Source organism: Kribbella sp. CA-293567, from assembly GCF_027627575.1.
Classification (GTDB): Bacteria; Actinomycetota; Actinomycetes; order Propionibacteriales; family Kribbellaceae; genus Kribbella.
Genome location: NZ_CP114065.1, coordinates 2386515 through 2403610, shown reverse-complemented (window position 1 = coordinate 2403610; position 17096 = coordinate 2386515). Strand labels below are relative to the sequence as shown.

Below are 17096 nucleotides of genomic sequence, written 5' to 3'. Positions count from 1 at the left end.
TCCTCCACCCGAACCCGGTTGGCGGCCGAGAGGCCGCCGCCGCGCTTCACCCTGCCCGGAACGTTCTGAGAGGTGACCCCCTTGTCCCGACCAACAAAACTGATAGCCGCCGCGCTGTCGTTGGCGATGGCTGCAACACTCGCGACCGTCAACGCCTATGGCGACAGCGGAGACGAAGCCCGAAGTGCCGGCACGAGCGGACGCAAGGGCGCCGAGTCCGTTGCGCCGCTGACCATCACCCTCATGACGGGCGACAAGGTCACTGTCCGGAAGACCGCTGACGGCTATCTGCCCACCAACGTCCAGAGCGCGGCCGGTCGCGAAGGGATGGCGTTCCACAAGACCTCCTTCAAGGGCAAGCAACTCGTCATGCCACTGGACGCGTTCGCCCTGGTGACCGCCGGTGTCGTCGACGAACGCCTCTTCGACGTCAGCCTGCTCGCCACCCTCGGACTCGACGACAAGTCGTCGCCGCGCCTCCCCCTCCTGATCCAGTACGCCGGTGCGGCCCGCTCCGTCCGCTCCGCACTGCCGGAGAGCGCCGAGGTCAAGCGTGAACTCCCGCTCATCGACGCGGTCGCGATCGGCCAGGAGCGCAAGCAGGCCACCGAACTGTGGACCAACTGGCTGAACAGCCCGCAGGCCAAACGTCGTACCGGTCTGGCCGGCACCGTCAAGAAGGTCTGGCTGGACGGCGGCATCACGCCGAACCTGGACCGCAGCGTCGCGCAGATCGGCGCGCCGGCCGCCTGGCAGGCGGGCTTCACCGGCAAGGGCGTGAAGGTCGCCGTCCTCGACTCCGGCTTCGACGCCGAGCATCCCGATCTCAAGGACCGGGTGGTCGCCACCAAGGGGTTCGCCAGCGACGACGAGGGCCAGGTCGACGAGAACGACGTCCTGGACCGGATCGGCCACGGCACCCACGTCGCCTCGACGGTCGCCGGTACCGGCGTCGCCTCGGCCGGCAAGTACAGGGGCGTCGCTCCCGAGACCGACCTGATGATCGGCAAGGTGTGCGGCGGCCGCAACTGCGAGACCTCCGCCATCATCGCCGGCATGCAGTGGGCTGCCACCTCCGGCGCCCGAGTGATCAACCTGAGCCTCGGCGGCGGACCGAGCGACGGCACGGACCTGGAGTCCCAGGCAGTCAACGAACTGACCGCGAGCACCGGCGCCCTGTTCGTCGTCTCGGCCGGCAACTTCGGACTGGAGAACAGCGTGTCCAGCCCGGCCGCCGCGGATGCCGCGCTCGCGGTCGCCTCGGTGACCAAGTCCGACACCCACAGCGAGTTCTCCAGCCAGGGCCCGCGCATCGGCGACCTGTCGGTGAAGCCCGAGATCTCCGCCCCCGGCAGCCGGATCATCGCCGCCCGGGCGGCAAACACCCCACTGGCGCCCGTCGCCGTCAACGACTCGTACGCCGAACTCTCCGGTACGTCGATGGCTGCTCCCCACGTCTCCGGCGCAGCCGCGCTGCTCGCCCAAAAGCACCCTGACTGGAAGGCAGCGGAGCTGAAGTCGGCACTGATGGGCTCCTCGATCGGCCTTGCCGAGCAGGGCATCTACACCCAGGGCGCCGGCCGCGTGGACGTCGCCAAGGCACTCGAGCAGCAGGTGCTGGCCATTCCGAGCAATCTCAATCTCGGCCTGCAGGCAGCGCCGCATCACGACGACGAGCCGGTCACGAAGCCGATCAGCTACGTCAACCAGAGCGCCAAGGCAGTCACCCTGTCGCTGCGCCTCGAAGGCGCCCGGTTGTTCAAGTTGGACCGGACCGCCGTGACGGTGCCGGCCAACGGCACCGCCACCGTCAACGTCACCGCGACCACCTCCGGCCCCGAGGCAGAAGGCGCGTACGCCGCCTGGCTCATTGCCAGCGGCAACGGTTCCACGATCCGCAGTACGGTCGGGGTCGGCAAGGAGGTGTCGCGCTTCCCGCACACCGTGCAGATGACCGACCAGAGCGGCGCGCCCGGCCGCAACGACGAACTCCATGCCGCCGGCACCTATCTGATCGACATCGACCGCCAGGAAGGATATTCCGTCCCCGCCGGGGGCACGGTCGAACTCCCGGCCGGCCGGTACATCGTCGACGGCTTCACCGCGACCTTCAACGACGACGGTGGCGGCTACCGGACCGTCACCTACTTCACCGAGGGCGACCTGGCGATCGGCAGGACCGGTCCGATCGTGCTGGACGGCAGCAAGGCAGCGAAGATCGCCTTCAAGGCACCCGTCACCGGCGCCACGGCCGCGACCGGCGGGATCGGGGTGAGCCGGACACTTGGGGCACAGAACTACGTCGGTGGTGTCGGCATCGGCGGCAGCGCCGACCCGGACGCCGAGCCCGAGCTGTACGTCGTACCGAACAGAACCGGCAGCTCGCGGGACTACACCGCCTATGCCCACGTGGCCTGGGCCGGTGCGCCCGACGGCCCCGTCCCCGGCATCGGATCTTTCCTGGACAGCCCGTACCTCTACCACGACGTCTCGGTCTGGCGAGGACGAATCCCGGCGAACCCCTCGGTGATCACCAAGCTGAGCGACTACGCGCACGTCGACGCGTCGTACGCCGGCGAGCCGGGTTTCTACACCGACAACTACGGCTTCCCGACGGATCCGCGCCCGGCGGCCGACGGCACGCGCCGGCCCCTGTTCGTGTTCACGCCGACGACCAGCATGAGCCTGCCGTTCCGGCGGGACGAGTACTACTCGGTGAAGGACGTCGCCTGGGGATTCAGCAACGAGGTTGTCGGGTTCAGCGAGGAGAACGGCTACGAGTACCACTCGGTCCTCGACTCCGGCGTCCATACCTTCGCGGCAGGCAGAACGACCAAGCTCGACTGGCAGCGGGGCGTGTACGGACCGAGCCTGCCCGACCCGAGGATCGGCAACCCCGGCCGGCCGGTACTGCCCTGGGCGGCGCGGGACGGAGACAGCCTGAGTCTGTACGTGCCGACATTCGCCGACGGCACGCCGAACCGGCTCGGTGATGTGAGCAGCAGCTCTGAGCAGACCACGCTGTTCCGCAACGGCGAGCAGATCGGGTCCTCCGATTCACCGGCCATCCAGACGTTCGCGGTACCGGCCGCGGCGGCGACGTACCGGCTGGCGAAGGTGGTCAAGCCGGGGCAGGTGTGGACGAAGCTGTCGACGGAGATCTCGTCGGAGTGGACGTTCCGGTCGCAGCGGACGCCGGACGGCAAGGACGCCGCGTTGCCGTTGCTCAATGTTCGCTACACGCCTCAGCTGGACGAACGAAATCGTGCGGCGGGCGGCCGATTCGAGTTCCCCGTCACCGTGCAGACGGCGTTCCTGGCGCCGGCCAGGCCGATCGTGTCGTTGCGGCTGTCGGCGTCCTTCGACGACGGCTCCACCTGGCGGCAGGTGACGGTACGCCGTACTGGGGTGAACACCTGGAAGGCAGCGCTGAACCAGCCTTCCAGTGGTTTCGTCACACTGCGCTCGACCGCCGTGGATGCCGGTGGCAACAAGGTCGGCCAGACCATCAAGCGGGCCTACGAACTGAAGTAGCCACGCTGAACTGAGAGGCGAAGTCCAGCGTTCGCGGGGACAATTCACTGCATGCTGCTGGTACCGGGGGACCCGCTGAATCCACGTCGAGTGGATCCACACTTCGCCGCACAGGCTGCCGCCGCCCGCGAGGGCGGCGGCACCGTGGCGCGGATCGACCACGACGCGCTCGCCCGCCCGGACGAGGCGGTGGCCGGTGTGCCGCCCGGTGACGACGCGGTCTATCGGGGCTGGATGATGACCGCCGCCGAGTACTACGGGTTCGCCAAGGCGCTCGATGCGCGGCGGGTGACGCTGCGGACGAGCGGCGACGAGTACAAGGCGGCGCACGAGTTGCCCGGGTGGTACGAGGCCTTGAGGTCGTCGACTCCGGAGTCCTACTGGACCGACGGGCCCGATCTGGCCGGGTTGGACGCCGTCTGCGAACGGCTGGGCAGCGGGCCCGCCGTACTGCGTGACCATGTGAAGTCGATGAAGCACTACTGGTCCGAGGCGGCTTTCGTCTCCGATGTCACCGATCGGGCGGCCGTTCAGCGGATCGCGGCGCGGTTCCTGGAGTTGCGGGGCGACGCCTTCACGGGTGGATTCGTGCTGCGGCGCTTCGAGGAGTTCACCGGCCCCGAAGCCAGGACCTGGTGGATCGGCGGCAGTTGCGCGCTCGTCACGCCGCACCCCGACACCCCGGACGAGCTGCCCGACGGGCTCGACCTGGTCGAGGTCGAGCCGCTCGTCACCGATCTGGCGCTCCCGTTCGTGACGGTCGACCTGGTACGCCGTACCGACGGTGCCTGGCGGATCGTCGAACTGGGCGACGGCCAGGTCAGCGACTGGCCGGCCTCCAGGGACCCCGCCGACCTGGTGGCGGCCCTGTTCTGAACCATGCGGGACAATGGCAGTGATGACGCTGACCGAGAAACTGCCGGAAACCCCTGAGCCCGATGCCCTGTACGACGCCTTCGCCACCTGGGTGGGTGAGCAGGGCATCACGCTGTACCCGGCGCAGGAGGAAGCGCTGATCGAGGTGATGACCGGGTCGAACGTGATCCTGTCCACCCCGACCGGTTCCGGGAAGAGCCTGGTCGCCACCGGCTCGCACTTCGCCGCGCTCGCGCACGGCAAGCGCACCTTCTACACCGCCCCGATCAAGGCCCTGGTCTCGGAGAAGTTCTTCGCGCTCTGCGACGTCTTCGGCGCCGACAAGGTCGGCATGCTGACCGGCGACGCCTCGGTCAACGCCGGCGCCCCGATCATCTGCTGCACCGCCGAGGTGCTGGCCAACATCGCGTTGCGCGAAGGCGCCGCCGCCGACGTCGGCCAGGTGGTGATGGACGAGTTCCACTTCTACGCCGAGCCCGACCGCGGCTGGGCCTGGCAGGTGCCGATCCTGGAGCTGCCGGGCGCGCAGTTCATCCTGATGTCGGCCACCCTCGGCGACGTCGAGCGCTTCAAGCTCGACCTGGCCCGCCGGACCGGCAGGCCGACCTCGATCGTCTCGTCGGCCGAGCGTCCGGTGCCGCTGGTCTACAAGTACGTCACCACCCCGCTGCACGAGACGCTCCAGGAGCTGCTGGTCACCCACCAGTCCCCCGTGTACGTCGTCCACTTCACCCAGGCGTCCGCGCTGGAACGCGCCCAGGCGCTGACCAGCATCAACGTCTGCACGAAGGAGGAGAAGGACAAGATCAAGGAGCTGATCGGGCACTTCCGGTTCAGCTCCGGCTTCGGCAAGACCCTGCAGCGCCTGATCATGCACGGGATCGGCGTCCACCACGCCGGCATGCTGCCGAAGTACCGGCGGCTGGTCGAGCAGCTCGCGCAGGCGGGCCTGCTGAAGGTCATCTGCGGCACGGACACCCTCGGCGTCGGCATCAACGTGCCGATCCGCACCGTCGTACTGACCGCGCTGAGCAAGTACGACGGACGCCGGCAGCGGATCCTGAAGGCGCGGGAGTTCCACCAGATCGCGGGCCGGGCCGGCCGGGCCGGCTACGACACCTCCGGCACCGTCGTGGTCGAGGCACCGGACCACGTGATCGAGAACGTCCGGGCGATGTCGAAGGCCGGCGACGACCCGAAGAAACAGCGCCGGGTGCAGAAGAAGAAGCCGCCGGAGGGTTTCGTCACCTGGGGCGAGGACACCTTCGACCGGCTGGTCGCGGCCGATCCCGAACCGCTGCAGTCGAAGATGCGGGTCAGCCACGCGATGCTGCTGAACGTGATCGCCCGCGACGGCGACGCGTTCGCGAGCATGCGGCACCTGCTGCAGGACAACCACGAGGACTCCCGGGCGCAGCTCCGGCTGATCCGGCGCGCGATCCAGATCTACCGCACGTTGCTGACCGCGGGGGTGGTCGAGCGGCTGGACGAGCCCGACGAGTTCGGCCGGACGCTGCGGCTGACGGTCGACCTGCAGAAGGACTTCTCGCTGAACCAGCCACTGTCCACCTTCGCGCTGGCCGCGCTCGACCTGCTCGATCCCGAGGAGCCGGCGTACGCGCTGGACGTGGTGTCGGTGGTCGAGGCGACGCTGGAGGATCCGCGGGCGATCCTGATGGCGCAGCTGCACCACGCCAAGGGCGAGGCCGTGCAGGGGATGAAGGCCGACGGCATCGAGTACGAAGAGCGGATGGAGCTGCTGGAGGAGATCAGCTGGCCGAAGCCGCTGGAGGAGCTGCTCGAGGCGACGCTGGACATCTACCGGCAGACCCACCCGTGGATCGCCGAGGCCGGACTGTCACCGAAGTCCGTGGTGCGGGACATGTTCGAGCGGGCGATGACGTTCGGCGAGTTCATCCAGTACTACGGCCTGGCACGCTCCGAGGGCATCGTGCTGCGCTACCTCAGCGACGCGTACAAGGCGCTGCGGCAGACCGTGCCGCCGGACAAGGTGAACGAGGACCTGACCGACCTGATCGAGTGGCTCGGCGAGGTCGTCCGGCAGACCGACTCCAGCCTGCTCGACGAGTGGGAGGAACTGACCAACCCCGCCGACCCCGAGGTCACCGTCGCGGTCCCCCTCGGCCCACGCCGGATCACCCTGAACAGCAGGGCTTTCCGGGTGCTGGTCCGCAACGCGATGTTCCGCCGGGTGGAGCTGGTCTCACTGCACCGCTGGGCCGAGCTCGGCCAGCTGGACACCGACTCCGGCTGGGACGCCGGACGCTGGGCAGAAGCCGGTACGGCGTACTACGCCGAGCACGACACCCTGCCCACCGGCCCCGCCGCCCGCGGCCCGGCCCTCTTCATGGTCGAGGAGCACCCCGGCTACTGGGAGGTCCAGCAGATCATCGACGACCCCGAGGGCAACCACGACTGGCGGATCAGCGCCACCATCGACCTGGACGCCTCCGACGAGGCCGGCGACCTGGTGCTGGAGATGGTCTCCTTCAAGCCTTTGTAGGCCACTCGACGTCGACCTCGGCGGGGGCTTCGTAGTCCACGCCGGGGACGTCGAAGCCGTAGAGGCGGCGGACCTCTTCCTGGAACCAGACCGTGTCGGCCACCTCGGCGATGTTGTCCTGGGTGGCGGCGTCCCACTGCTTCTTGACGGCGGCCTGGACGTCGTCGGCCAGTTCCCAGCGGTCCAGGCGGATACGGCCGTCCTCGTCGAGGTCCAGCGGCTTCTCGCCGGTCAGCTGGTCCCACAGCGCGATGGACTGCTGCATGGGGGTCTGCAGTGCGTCGCCAAGGACCTTGTGGAGCACGCTCACGTAGAGGCCGATGCCGGGGATCGCGGACGACGCCTGGGTGACGGCGGCGCCGTTCACCGACGTACGGGCTATGACGCCGTCGCGCTCGGACAAGGTGCGGGCGGTCGCTTCCAGGTGGGCCTTGGCGGCGCCGATCGAGCCCTGGCGGTAGATCGGGCCGGTGAGCTCCGAGCCGATGTAGGTCAGCGCGACCGTGCTGAAGCCGTCCTTGAGCAGCTTGCGCTCCTCCAGGGCGTCCACCCAGCGGGCCCAGTCCTCGCCACCCATGACGGCGACGGTCGAGGCCACCTCTTCGTCGGTGGCCATCTCGATGCCGACCTCCTGCAGGACCGGCTTGCCCTCGTCGTACGCGAGGCTCTTGGTCCGGGCAGGCTGCCCGATCGCCTTGATCGCCGACTGGTACGTCGTGTCGGTGCGCGGGTCGACCCGGCGCGGCGCGGCGACGCTGTAGATCAGGTAGTCGACTCCCCCGAACTCCTCCTGCAGCAGGTCGAGCACGTCGCTCTTGGTGGTGTCGGCGAACGCGTCGGCGTTGACGAAGTGGAAGGTGCTGCCGACGCTCTCGGCGTACGCGGCGGTGGCGGCGGTGCGGTACCACCCCGCGGACCCCGTACGCCGGGCCGGCGCCTTCTCGAAGGAGACGCCGATGCCGTCGATCCCGTACCGCGCGAGCCCCGCGATCGTCGCCGCGAGTCCGTAGCCCGAACTGGCGCCGATCACCAGCGCCACCGGACGCCGGTCCGGCTTGCGCGCCTCCACCTGCTCGGTCAGCCCTTTGACAAGCTGCTCGCACCCCACCGGGTGCGAGTCGAGAAAGAGGAATCCACGGCCGACGGGCTTGATCACGCGGTCAGTCATGCGACCGACCTTAACTTGTCTAGTTCCAGTACAGCTCGGCGTCGTCCGGCTCGACGGTGACATCGGCGCCGAGACGGCGCAGATTGCCCGCGAAGTCGGTGTAGCCGCGGTGCACGTGGTGCGCCGCTGAGACCAACGTCTCGCCTTCGGCCGCAAGCCCCGCGATCACCAGGGCGGCTCCCGCGCGGATGTCGCTGGCGACCACCGGAGCACCGGACAGCCGCGGTACGCCGCGAACCACCGCGTGGTGACCGTCGGTCTGGATCTGCGCGCCGAGCCGGGTCAGCTCCTGGGCGAAGGTGAACCGGCCCTCGAACAGGTTCTCGGTGACCATCGCGGCGCCGTCGCTGAGCGCGTTCATCGCGATCACGAACGCCTGCAGGTCGGTCGCGAACCCCGGGTAGGGCAGCGTGACGACGTCGACGGGCTTCGGCCGGTCGTGCATCACGACCCGGAAGCCCTTGTCGAGCACGGTGATGTCGGCGCCGGCCTTGTGCAGCTTGTCCAGCGGCAGCTCGAGGTGCTCGGCATGACCGTTGGAGACCGTCACGTCACCCTTGGTGATGGCGGCCGCGAACGCCCAGCTGCCGGCCACGATCCGGTCCGGCACCGTGACGTGGTCAACCGGCTTCAGCAGCCCGTCCACCCCGGTCACCTCGATCCGCGACGAGCCGGCGCCGTCGATCTGGGCGCCCATCTCGACCAGCAGCGCGGCGATGTCCTGGATCTCCGGCTCGCGGGCGGCGTTCTCGATCACCGTGGTGCCCTTGGCCAGCACCGCGGCCATCATGATCGTCTCGGTCGCGCCGACGCTCGGGAAGTCCAGCCAGACCTCGGCGCCGTGCAGCCCCTGCGGCGCCTCGGCGATCACGAAACCGTGCTCGATGTGGACCTTCGCGCCCATCGACTCGAGCCCGGCGACGTGCATGTTGAGCCCGCGGGAGCCGATGTTGTCCCCACCCGGCAGCGCCACCTCGGCCCGGCCGCAGCGGCCGAGCAGCGGTCCGAGCACCGAGATCGAGGCCCGCAGCTTGCGGACCAGCTCGTAGTCGCACTGGTAGCCGATCTCGGCCGGTACGGCGATGGTGGCGCTCGCGCTGTCCGCCTCCACCGTCACCGAGCAGCCCAGGCGGTCGAGCAGTTGCGCCATGAAGGTGACGTCGAGGATGTCGGGCACCTGCCGCAACGTCGTCGTACCCTCTGCCAGTAGTGCCGCCGCCATCAGCTTCAGCACGCTGTTCTTCGCGCCCGCCACCTCGACGCTGCCCTCGAGCCGTGCCTCACCTGCGATCCGAAACCGTTCCACCCGAGGACTGTATCGGCTCGTCGTCCCAGCCTTGCGTAGAGTGCCGTGACATGGCTGTGAACTTGACGCGGATCTATACCCGGACCGGGGACGCCGGTGAGACCCGCCTGGGCGATATGAGCAAGGTTCCGAAGACCGACGCGCGGGTGGTGGCCTACGGAGACGTCGACGAGGCCAACTCCGCGATCGGCGTCGCGATCGCCGCCGGACACCTGAACAGCGCCCTGGTGCTGCTGCTGACCAGGATCCAGAACGACCTGTTCGACGTCGGCGCCGACCTGTGCAACCCGATCACGCCGGACCCGGAGTACCCGCCGCTGCGGATCACCCAGGACTACATCGACCGGCTCGAAGGCTGGTGCGACGACTACAACAACCGCCTGACCAAGCTCCGCTCGTTCATCCTGCCCGGCGGGACGCCCGGAGCGGCCTACCTCAACGTCGCCCGGACCGTCACCCGCCGCGCGGAGCGAGCCGCCTGGACCGCCGTCGAGACCCACGGCCCCTCGGTCAACCTGCTGGCCATCACCTACCTGAACCGGCTCTCCGACCTGCTCTTCATCCTCGGCCGGGTCGCCAACCTCTCCTCCGGCGGCGACGTCCTCTGGGTCCCCGGCGGCGACCGGGACCCCAAGTAGCCGAACCCTAGGTAAGACGCCAGCTCATCGGCATGGTCAGGACGCCGGTGGGCGGGAGGCCGAGGGCCGCGTAGATGGTGCTGGTGAGGCCGTCGGCGGTCCAGGACTTCGCTGTGGCCGCCAGGTCCTCGGTGGACTCCGGCGGGCGGAGGCGGTCGAGCATGGAGCGGTGCGGGGCCGCAGTGAGCGTGATGGCGTCTCTGTCGAGGCCGGCGCGGTCACAAGCAACCCGTACTGCGTGCTCGAAGCCGCCCAGCTCGTCGACCAGCTTGCGCTCGTGAGCGTCGGCGCCGGTCCAGACGCGACCGCGGGCGAGGGCTTCCAGATCTGCGACCGGTAGGCCCCGGTCCAGTGCCGCCTTGGCGACGAAGTCGTCGTAGATGCGGTCCAGCGTCTCCTCCAGGCGTTCCCACTGCGCCGGGGAGAACTCCTCCTGGGCGGAGTACATCCGGGCGTTCGCGCCTTCCGAGACGGCCTGCTGGGTGATGCCGAGCCGACCGAGGGCGTCACGGATGACGCCTTTGCCGGAGAAGACGCCGATGGAGCCGGTGATCGTGCCTGGCTGAGCCACGATCACGTCAGCCGGCATGGCCACGAAGTACCCGCCTGACGCGGCGACTGTGCCCATGGACGCGATCACCGGCCGGCCGGTGGCTCGCAGGCGCAGTACTTCGTGCCGGATGGCGTCGGAGGCGACATACGAGCCGCCCGGGCTGTCGACGCGCAGTACGACGGCTTTGACCTTGTCGTCGTCGGCTGCCGCCCGAAGAGCGGCTCCGATGGTGTCCGAGCCCGAGCCGGGACCGCTGATCGGCCCGCCGCCGGTGTTGCGGCCGACGCTGATGCCGCCGTTGATCCGGATCACGGCGACCACCGGCTTCTCCGGCCAGGGAAGGTTCTTGCGGATCTCCTGCAGAGTCCTTGGTCCGCGGCGGACATAGCGCTCCGCCAGCAGAGGCGTGTGCTCCTCCAGCCTCTTGGTCAGCGCGTCGTAGACGTCAGAGCGGTAGCCGAGCTGATCGACCAGCCCCGCCTCGCGGCCGGCCTCCGCGGACAGCGGCGCGTCGTCGACGAGCGCACGCACCTTCGCGGGCTCCAGCCGGCGCCGTACGGCGATGCCTTCCACGATCTGCTCGTACGCCGATTCGGCCAGCCGGGACGCCATCTCGCGGGCCGGCCCGGTCATCTCCTTCTCGGTGAAGGTCTCGACCGCCGACTTGTACTCCCGGCGTCTGCCGAACTGCGGGATCACGCCCGCCTTGTCCAGCGCGCCCTTGACGAAGGTGGCCTGGATGCTCACCCCCGTGATCGCCAGGTCTCCCGACGGCTGGACCCAGATCTCGTCGAACGCGGTGGCCAGGTAGTACGGCACCGTCCCACCGCCGACCTCGCCGAACGACTCGGTCCAGGCGACGGCACCCTTGCCCGCCGCGCGGAAGTCGGCCACGGCCTCGCGCAGGTCCTGCACCTGCGACAGCGACAGCCCCGGCCCACCCAGATGCGCCACCAGCCCGACCACCTGGTCGTCCTCGGCGCCCTTGCGCAGCGCCCGGACCAGCTCGCGCATGGTCGGCAGGTGCCGCGCCCGGAACGCGGCCAGCGGCGACTCGGGCGAAGTCTCCAGGACTCCACGTGTCAGGTCCAGTTCCAGCAGGATGCCCGTCATACCCCGACCCTAGACGGGCCGATCAACTGAACAGGCCTCGGATGTCGTCGGCATTCAGGCCGCCACCGAAGGCGTTGCCCTCGTCCATCACGCCGGCGAACAGCGCCGCCTTGCGCTCCTTCAGCTCCATCACCTTCTGCTCGATGGTGTCCTTGGAGATCAGCCGGTAGACCAGCACCGACCGGCGCTGGCCGATCCGGTGAATCCGGTCCACCGCCTGCGCCTCGGTCGCCGGGTTCCACCACGGATCGAGCAGGAAGCAGTAGTCGGCCTCGGTCAGGTTCAGGCCGACGCCGCCGGCCTTCAGGCTGATCAGGAACAGCGGCGCGCTGCCGTCCTTGAACCTCTTCAGGACGGCCGGGCGGTCGCGGGTGCTGCCGTCGAGGCGCCGCTGGTCATCAGGACGGACGACTTGCCGGCCGTCAGCGCCCGGAAGACGTTGACGAAGGGGATCCGCTGGCCCTCCACCCTGATCGTGATGCCGAGATCGAACCAGTCCATCTCCCCGGCCTCGGCCGAGGTCGAGACCTCGATGGTCAGCGAATCGTTGACCTCGCGGTACTCGGCCGGCGTACCGGTCACCTCGACGTCCACCAGTGGCTCCGTGGCCAGCTGGGGCAGCACCTCGGTGCTGAACCGGACGGTGTCGAACCCCTGCAGTGTGGACGTCGGCTCGTTCCGCAGGTCGAGACCGGCCAGGATTTCGCGTTCCTGGTCCAGATCGCGGTACACCTCGCTCGGGGAGGACGCCCCCGGCCCCAGCGGCACCCGTAGCTGCGAGTCGTCGACCTGGTAGACCCAGCTCCAGCTGAGGTCGAGGGTGTGATCGTCGCCGTAGCTGGCCTGCAGGCTCAGCGCGGGGCCGGAGATCGACGGCGGCGTGAACGAGTCGTCCGTCGAGATCACCGTGGCGAGCTGCCGAAGCTTCGGGTAGTACTCCGCGCGGAAGCGGGCGCTGTCGGCCGACGGGATCCGCAGTTCCTGACCGGCCAACGCGACCTGCTGGAGCTCGGGCGGCACCGGCTGGGTGAACCTGGCCAGCTTGAAACGCAGCCCGTCGATCTCCGCGGACGGACCCAGCTCCGAGCGATCCACCCAGACCAGGCCGTGACCCTCGGCGCCGATGAACTCGATCGGCACGACGTCCGGCGGCGGGTCCTGATCTCCGGTGATCCGGATCACCGGGCGGACGAGCAGCGAGCGGGCCGCCTCGACGGTCGTGACGTCCAGGCAGAAGTCGGCGACGCCGTACGGGTCGAGTTCGCCGGATCGCTTCTTGCTGTAGACGAGGCGTACGCCGACCGCCAGCGCCTGGTCCAGCAGCGGCCAGAGTTGCCGGCTGTCGAAGGCCGACAACTCGAGAATCTTCTCGTCGCCGTAGTGGTATGACCTGGCTCTGCGCGAGCTGTAGGAGGCGTAGAGCTCCTGGAGCGCCTGAGAGTGGGCTTTGACCAGTTCGCCGTACGGGTTGTCCAGCCCGGTCCAGGTCAGGTTGCCCCGGATCCAGCCGTTCTTGCCCTGCTTCATCACCCGGGCGATGAGCACCGGCTCAGCAGAACCCGACCGGTGCTTGCTCGAGTACGGCGCCGGGATCATCAGGCTCAGCTCGATCGCCAGGGGCGCTGAGCCTGCTCGGTCACTGACCGCCGGTGGGCCCCCATCGACCAAGGCGCTGAGTGAGGTCTCCCAGCCGGGCGCTGGTGCGATTGGGATGGGCTCCGAGCCGGTGGCCGTCGTGGCGGCCGACAGGTCCGAATCCGAGGAAGAGGCCAGGACGGCCTGTAGGGCCACCGCGGCGACGTGCTTGCAGTCGAGGCCGACCGGGCAACTGCACTCGCCGTCGAGATAGCTCGCCTGCCCGTTGGCGTCGAGCGAGACGAAGACCGCCACCTCGTACAGGTTCTCCAGCTGTCCCCGGACCCGGCCGCGCAGCGCGTTCGCCGACGGATCCCACCAGGACGAGCGGACCGCCCCGCTGTGGGCATAGCCGAGCCCGCGGGCGTAGGCGGCCATCCCTACCGCGTTCTTGACCTCGACGGCGGTCAGGCCGGCCGGTCCTGCCGAGGGCACGCTACAGATAGGTCTGGGTGCTGGGCGGCGCGGATTCCATCCAGGCCAGCACCCCGGTGAGGGCTTCCTCGGTCATCGCGAAGTGCACCGTGCGGTCCCGGAGCTCGGCGTCGACGATGACGTGACCGGCGTAGGTGACCAGTGGTTCGTTGCCCATCGGGCGGCGGGTGGTGACGCCTTCGAGCTGCCGGCGGTTCACGGTCAGTTTCGGCCACCAGGCGAGGCTGAAGACCCGGAACCACTGCAGGTCGTCCCCGACGTACCGGGCCAGGCCGAGGGCCCAGCCACGGCCGTGGTCCTTCTCAGCGAGTTGCAGGCTGCAATCGAACGTGCCGCCGTCCCTGGAGATCCAGCGACGACGGCACGCGAAAGCGATGATCAGCAGTACGGCAGCAAGGCAACAGACCCCGAGCAGTTCGAGGACTGTGCTCATAAGTTGCCAACCTCATTCCTGGTGCCCTCGCTGTGGTGACACCATCCCCGAACCGTACTGACCGTGACTCAAGTAGTGACGCTGTTCAATTATTGCAGGTGGGTTCAGGACGCCTTCTCGGCGGCCCTCACGCGAGCCTCCGCGAGCCGGACGTGTTCCTGCTCCTCCTCGCTGTCGGTCCCGGTCGACAGGGCCTGGTCGAGCGCCCGCTTCGCCTCTTCGAGGTCGATGTCGTGTCCCATCTCGGCGTTCTCCGCCAGGATCGAGACCCGGTTGTTCGCCACCGAGATGAAACCGTCCGGCGCGGCCGCGACGAAGTACTCGTCGTCGACCGTCCGCACCTGGACGGTGCCACCCTGCAGCAGACCCAGCAGCGGGGCATGCCCCGGGAGGATCCCGAGGTCACCCTCGGTGGTCCGGGCGATGACGATCTTCGCCCGTCCCTCCCAGACCACCTGCTCGGCCGCGACCAGCGCGACCTCCAGGTGCTTGCCAGAGTCTTCGGCCATCAGAGTTCCTTCTGGAGCTCTGCCCAACGACGCTCGACATCGTCGAGCGAACCGGTGTTGAAGAAGGCCTGCTCGGCGATGTGGTCGCACTCGCCTTCGGTGATCTTCTTGAACGACTCGATGGTGTCCTTCAGCGGCACCGTCGAACCCGGCGTGTTGGTGAACTTCTCCGCCATGTAGGTGTTCTGCGAGAGGAACTGCTCGATCCGGCGCGCGCGGGCGACGGTGATCTTGTCCTCTTCGGAGAGCTCGTCGACACCCAGGATCGCGATGATGTCCTGCAGTTCCTTGTTCTTCTGCAGGATCTGCTTCACCCGGACGGCCACGTCGTAGTGCTCCTGGCCGATGTACTGCGGGTCGAGGATCCGCGACGTGGAGGTCAGCGGGTCGACGGCCGGGTACAGACCACGCGACGCGATCACTCGCGACAGCTCGGTGGTCGCGTCCAGGTGCGCGAAGGTGGTGGCCGGCGCCGGGTCGGTGTAGTCGTCGGCCGGCACGTAGATCGCCTGCATCGAGGTGATCGAGTGACCCCGGGTCGAGGTGATCCGCTCCTGCAGAACGCCCATCTCGTCGGCCAGGTTCGGCTGGTAACCCACCGCGGACGGCATCCGGCCGAGCAGCGTGGAGACCTCGGAACCGGCCTGGGTGAAGCGGAAGATGTTGTCGATGAAGAGCAGAACGTCCTGCTCCTTCACGTCGCGGAAGTACTCCGCCATCGTCAGCGCGGACAGCGCGACGCGCAGCCGGGTGCCCGGCGGCTCGTCCATCTGGCCGAACACCAGCGCGGTGTCCTTGAAGACGTTGGCCTCTTCCATCTCACCGATCAGGTCGTTGCCCTCACGGGTGCGCTCACCGACACCGGCGAACACCGAGGTGCCACCGAAGTTGTGCGCGATCCGGTAGATCATCTCCTGGATCATGACGGTCTTGCCGACGCCCGCGCCGCCGAACAGGCCGATCTTGCCGCCCTGCACGTACGGGGTGAGCAGGTCCAGCACCTTGATGCCGGTCTCCAGCATCTCGGTCTTGGACTCGAGCTGGTCGAAGGCCGGCGCCTTGCGGTGGATCGGCCAGCGCTCGGTGATCTCGAACTCGGACTCGTCCTGGTTCAGGCACTTGCCGGTGACGGACCAGACCCGGCCCTTGGTGACGTCGCCGACCGGGACGGAGATGGCGGCACCGGTGTCGCGCACCTCGGTACCGCGGACCAGGCCGTCGGTGGGTTTCATCGAGATCGCCCGGACGATGTTGTCGCCGACGTGCAGCGCAACCTCGAGGGTGATCGTGGCGGTCACGTCGGCCAAGGTGATGTCCACCTCGAGCGCGTTGTAGATCTCGGGCATCGCGTCCGCGGGGAACTCGATGTCCACGACCGGGCCGATGACCCGGGCGACGCGACCAACGGCGCCTGCCGCGCCGCTGTTGTCCTTCTCGGTAACCGTGGCAGTCATCTCTCTCACTCGCTCCCGGCGTTGGCATCGGCCAGCGCGTTCGCGCCACCGACGATCTCGCTGATTTCCTGGGTAATGGCCGACTGCCGCACTTGGTTGTACTCGCGGGTCAGTCGTTCGATCAGATCCTGCGCGTTGTCCGTCGCGGACTTCATCGCGCGCTGCCGGCTGGCCAGCTCGGAGGCCGCCGCCTGCAGCATGCAGTAGTGGATCCGGCTCGCGACGTACTTCGGCAGCAGTCCGTCGAGCACGTCCTCGGCGGACGGCTCGAACTCGTACAGCGGCAGTACGTCCTCGGCGGCCGGTGCCTCCTCGCCCTCGACGACCTCCAACGGCAGCAACCGGATGACATCCGGGCGCTGGGTCAGCATCGACACGAACCGGGTGAAGACGATGTGGATCTCGTCCACGCCGCCCTCCTCGGTCGGGGTCAGGAAGGCCTCGATCAGGGCGTCGGCGACCTCACGCGCCCGGGCGAACGACGGCGCGTCGGAGTCACCGCTCCACGACTGCGCGATGTCGCGCTGCCGGAAGGTGTAGTAGGCGATCCCCTTGCGGCCGCTCAGGAACGGCACGATCTCCTTGTCGTCCTCGCGCAGCAGCTGGTTCAGCCGCTCACCTTCGCGAATCACGGACGAGGAGTACGCGCCGGCCTGGCCGCGGTCGGAGGTGATCAGGAGCACCGCGGCCCGCTTGGGGTTCGGCTTCTCGGTGGTCAGCGGGTGGTCGACGTTCGAGAACGTCGCCACCGCCGACACGGCTCGGGTGAGCTCACGCGCGTACGGTCCGGCGGCCTTGGCGCGTTGCTGCGCCTTGACGATCCGGGACGCCGCGATGAGCTCCATCGCACGGGTGAGCTTCTTGATCGTGGAGACGGAGCTCCGCCGATCCTTCAGCTCACGTTGGGTTGCGGGCATG

13 protein-coding genes and 1 pseudogene are annotated in these 17096 nt (G+C 68.7%); 4 read left to right on the top strand and 10 right to left on the bottom strand.

The window, feature by feature from the left end:
* The first annotated feature begins 81 nt into the window (after positions 1 to 81).
* Genes OX958_RS11605 through OX958_RS11595 form a run of 3 tightly spaced genes read left to right on the top strand, consistent with a single transcriptional unit; the run spans position 82 to position 6934 of the window.
* Positions 82 to 3534 (top strand): S8 family peptidase, encoded by a 3453-nt coding sequence (locus tag OX958_RS11605; protein ID WP_270137301.1) that lies wholly within the window; start codon positions 82 to 84, stop codon positions 3532 to 3534.
* A gap of 51 nt (positions 3535 to 3585) precedes the next feature.
* A complete protein-coding gene (locus OX958_RS11600; RefSeq protein ID WP_270137300.1) occupies positions 3586 to 4410 on the top strand; it encodes an ATP-grasp domain-containing protein in 825 nt (274 codons plus the stop codon).
* Between the two features lie 22 nt (positions 4411 to 4432).
* Positions 4433 to 6934, top strand: a complete 2502-nt coding sequence (locus OX958_RS11595; protein WP_270137299.1) for a DEAD/DEAH box helicase — start codon at positions 4433 to 4435, stop codon at positions 6932 to 6934.
* On the opposite strand, the gene fabV is transcribed toward OX958_RS11595, so the two are convergent.
* On the bottom strand, positions 6921 to 8102 hold the full coding sequence (gene fabV, locus OX958_RS11590) for an enoyl-[acyl-carrier-protein] reductase FabV (RefSeq protein ID WP_270137298.1): 1182 nt from the start codon (positions 8100 to 8102) through the stop codon (positions 6921 to 6923). The two genes, OX958_RS11595 and fabV, sit on opposite strands and share 14 nt — an antisense overlap.
* A gap of 19 nt (positions 8103 to 8121) precedes the next feature.
* Complete coding sequence (gene murA / locus OX958_RS11585) at positions 8122 to 9408, bottom strand: UDP-N-acetylglucosamine 1-carboxyvinyltransferase (protein ID WP_270137297.1); 1287 nt, start codon at positions 9406 to 9408, stop codon at positions 8122 to 8124.
* 50 nt (positions 9409 to 9458) lie between these two features.
* Between murA and OX958_RS11580 the strand changes: the two genes are divergently transcribed.
* A complete protein-coding gene (locus tag OX958_RS11580) occupies positions 9459 to 10046 on the top strand; it encodes a cob(I)yrinic acid a,c-diamide adenosyltransferase (RefSeq protein ID WP_270137295.1) in 588 nt (195 codons plus the stop codon).
* 7 nt (positions 10047 to 10053) lie between these two features.
* Here OX958_RS11580 and sppA read toward each other — a convergent pair whose 3' ends face one another.
* From sppA to OX958_RS11540, 8 genes and pseudogenes are all read right to left on the bottom strand, one after another.
* Positions 10054 to 11712, bottom strand: a complete 1659-nt coding sequence (gene sppA / locus OX958_RS11575) for a signal peptide peptidase SppA (RefSeq protein ID WP_270137294.1) — start codon at positions 11710 to 11712, stop codon at positions 10054 to 10056.
* 22 nt (positions 11713 to 11734) lie between these two features.
* Positions 11735 to 11926, bottom strand: a complete 192-nt coding sequence (locus OX958_RS11570) for a hypothetical protein (protein ID WP_270137293.1) — start codon at positions 11924 to 11926, stop codon at positions 11735 to 11737.
* Between the two features lie 36 nt (positions 11927 to 11962).
* Positions 11963 to 12034, bottom strand: a pseudogene (locus OX958_RS11565) (hypothetical protein); the annotation flags it as partial.
* Between the two features lie 26 nt (positions 12035 to 12060).
* Entirely contained in the window at positions 12061 to 13782 is a 1722-nt protein-coding gene (locus OX958_RS11560) for an SWIM zinc finger family protein (protein WP_270137292.1), read from the bottom strand.
* Between the two features lies 1 nt (position 13783).
* Positions 13784 to 14215, bottom strand: coding sequence for a DUF2550 domain-containing protein (locus OX958_RS11555; protein WP_270137291.1), 432 nt, complete (start codon positions 14213 to 14215; stop codon positions 13784 to 13786).
* Positions 14216 to 14319: 104 nt separating this feature from the next.
* Positions 14320 to 14724, bottom strand: coding sequence for a F0F1 ATP synthase subunit epsilon (locus tag OX958_RS11550; protein WP_270137290.1), 405 nt, complete (start codon positions 14722 to 14724; stop codon positions 14320 to 14322).
* The gene (atpD, locus tag OX958_RS11545; RefSeq protein WP_270137289.1) at positions 14724 to 16178 is read right to left on the bottom strand and encodes a F0F1 ATP synthase subunit beta; all 1455 of its coding nucleotides are present in this window, start codon (positions 16176 to 16178) and stop codon (positions 14724 to 14726) included. Before atpD ends, OX958_RS11550 begins: the two co-directional genes overlap by 1 nt.
* Positions 16179 to 16183: 5 nt before the next feature.
* Complete coding sequence (locus tag OX958_RS11540) at positions 16184 to 17095, bottom strand: F0F1 ATP synthase subunit gamma (RefSeq protein ID WP_270137288.1); 912 nt, start codon at positions 17093 to 17095, stop codon at positions 16184 to 16186.
* Between the last annotated feature and the right edge of the window lies 1 nt (position 17096).

Excerpts from the sequence above, each read along its gene's own strand:
- OX958_RS11600 (WP_270137300.1), top strand. The coding sequence starts at position 3,586 with ATGCTGCTGGTACCGGGGGACCCGCTGAATCCACGTCGAGTGGATCCA.
- OX958_RS11595 (WP_270137299.1), top strand. The coding sequence starts at position 4,433 with ATGACGCTGACCGAGAAACTGCCGGAAACCCCTGAGCCCGATGCCCTG.
- fabV (WP_270137298.1), bottom strand. The coding sequence starts at position 8,102 with ATGACTGACCGCGTGATCAAGCCCGTCGGCCGTGGATTCCTCTTTCTC.
- OX958_RS11580 (WP_270137295.1), top strand. The coding sequence starts at position 9,459 with ATGGCTGTGAACTTGACGCGGATCTATACCCGGACCGGGGACGCCGGT.
- sppA (WP_270137294.1), bottom strand. The coding sequence starts at position 11,712 with ATGACGGGCATCCTGCTGGAACTGGACCTGACACGTGGAGTCCTGGAG.
- OX958_RS11555 (WP_270137291.1), bottom strand. The coding sequence starts at position 14,215 with ATGAGCACAGTCCTCGAACTGCTCGGGGTCTGTTGCCTTGCTGCCGTA.
- OX958_RS11550 (WP_270137290.1), bottom strand. The coding sequence starts at position 14,724 with ATGGCCGAAGACTCTGGCAAGCACCTGGAGGTCGCGCTGGTCGCGGCC.
- atpD (WP_270137289.1), bottom strand. The coding sequence starts at position 16,178 with ATGACTGCCACGGTTACCGAGAAGGACAACAGCGGCGCGGCAGGCGCC.
- OX958_RS11540 (WP_270137288.1), bottom strand. The coding sequence starts at position 17,095 with ATGCCCGCAACCCAACGTGAGCTGAAGGATCGGCGGAGCTCCGTCTCC.